The sequence below is a fragment of the Frankia tisae genome (assembly GCF_025403405.1).
In the GTDB taxonomy this organism is placed as follows: Bacteria; Actinomycetota; Actinomycetes; order Frankiales; family Frankiaceae; genus Frankia; species Frankia tisai.
In genome coordinates, this window is sequence record NZ_JANEZT010000747.1 from 1 (window position 1) to 906 (window position 906).

1 protein-coding gene is annotated in these 906 nt (G+C 65.3%); it reads right to left on the reverse strand.

Annotation, left to right across the window (positions count from 1 at the left end; all coding sequences use genetic code 11):
* Positions 1-18: 18 nt before the first annotated feature.
* The gene (locus NBZ85_RS31470; protein ID WP_261560514.1) at positions 19-882 is read right to left on the reverse strand and encodes a TauD/TfdA dioxygenase family protein; all 864 of its coding nucleotides are present in this window, start codon (positions 880-882) and stop codon (positions 19-21) included.
* Between the last annotated feature and the right edge of the window lie 24 nt (positions 883-906).

The following is a 906-nucleotide window of genomic DNA, read 5'->3' on the forward strand; positions in this document are numbered from 1 at the left end:
GCCGGTCCGGGCAGCGGTTTACAGGTCGGCGTAGAGCGGCTCGTCAGCGATGAGGATGCGCTCGAGCAGGCGCGGCGTCGACCCGTAGTTGCGAACCGCGTAATGCACAGCCGCCCGGTTGTCCCAGAACGCAACCGAACCCGGCCGCCAGGCGAAACGCACCTGATTCTCCGGCCTGCGATACTGGTCAATGACCGCAGTCAGCAACTCCCTGCTCTCCGCGCGGTCAAGCCCGACGATCGTCGGCCGCTGCGTGAAGTTCACCCACACGATCTTCTCCCCGGTCTCCCGGTGGATCCGGACGACCGGATGCGCCACCACCGGATAGTCATGCCCCGAAGCATGCAACGCAGCCCGGAAGTCGTGGGTGACATGGCGGCCCTCGAGCCGCTCCCTCACCTCCTCGGACAGGCCCTGGTACGCCAGCGCCGCATCCACCCAGATCGTGTCCCCACCCACCTCGGGCAACTGCACCGCCCGCAACACCGCACCCCACGTCGGAACAAGCCGCCAGCTCGTGTCGGTGTGGTACGGATCCCACACATCGTCGCCAACCTGCCGGACATGGACCTTCTCCTGCTTCGCGAAATCATCGGAGGAGATCCGATGAATCGCGGTAGTACGGGCATCGGCCTTCGCCGCCCCCGGATGCGTGTACAGGGGACCGAACTGCCCGGCGAAAGCCTCGTGCCCCTCCTGCGTCAGGTCCTGATCCCGGAAGAACACGACCTTGTACTTCAACACCGTCGCCCTGATCTCGTCACGCACCACGGACGACAACGGCCGGCTCAGATCGACACCGTCGATCTCCGCGCCGATGGTGGGCTGCAACGGCCGCACAGCCAACGACGATTGAACGGGTACCTCGACGACAGTAGTCACTGTCTGTCCCTTCGATCGGGGTGA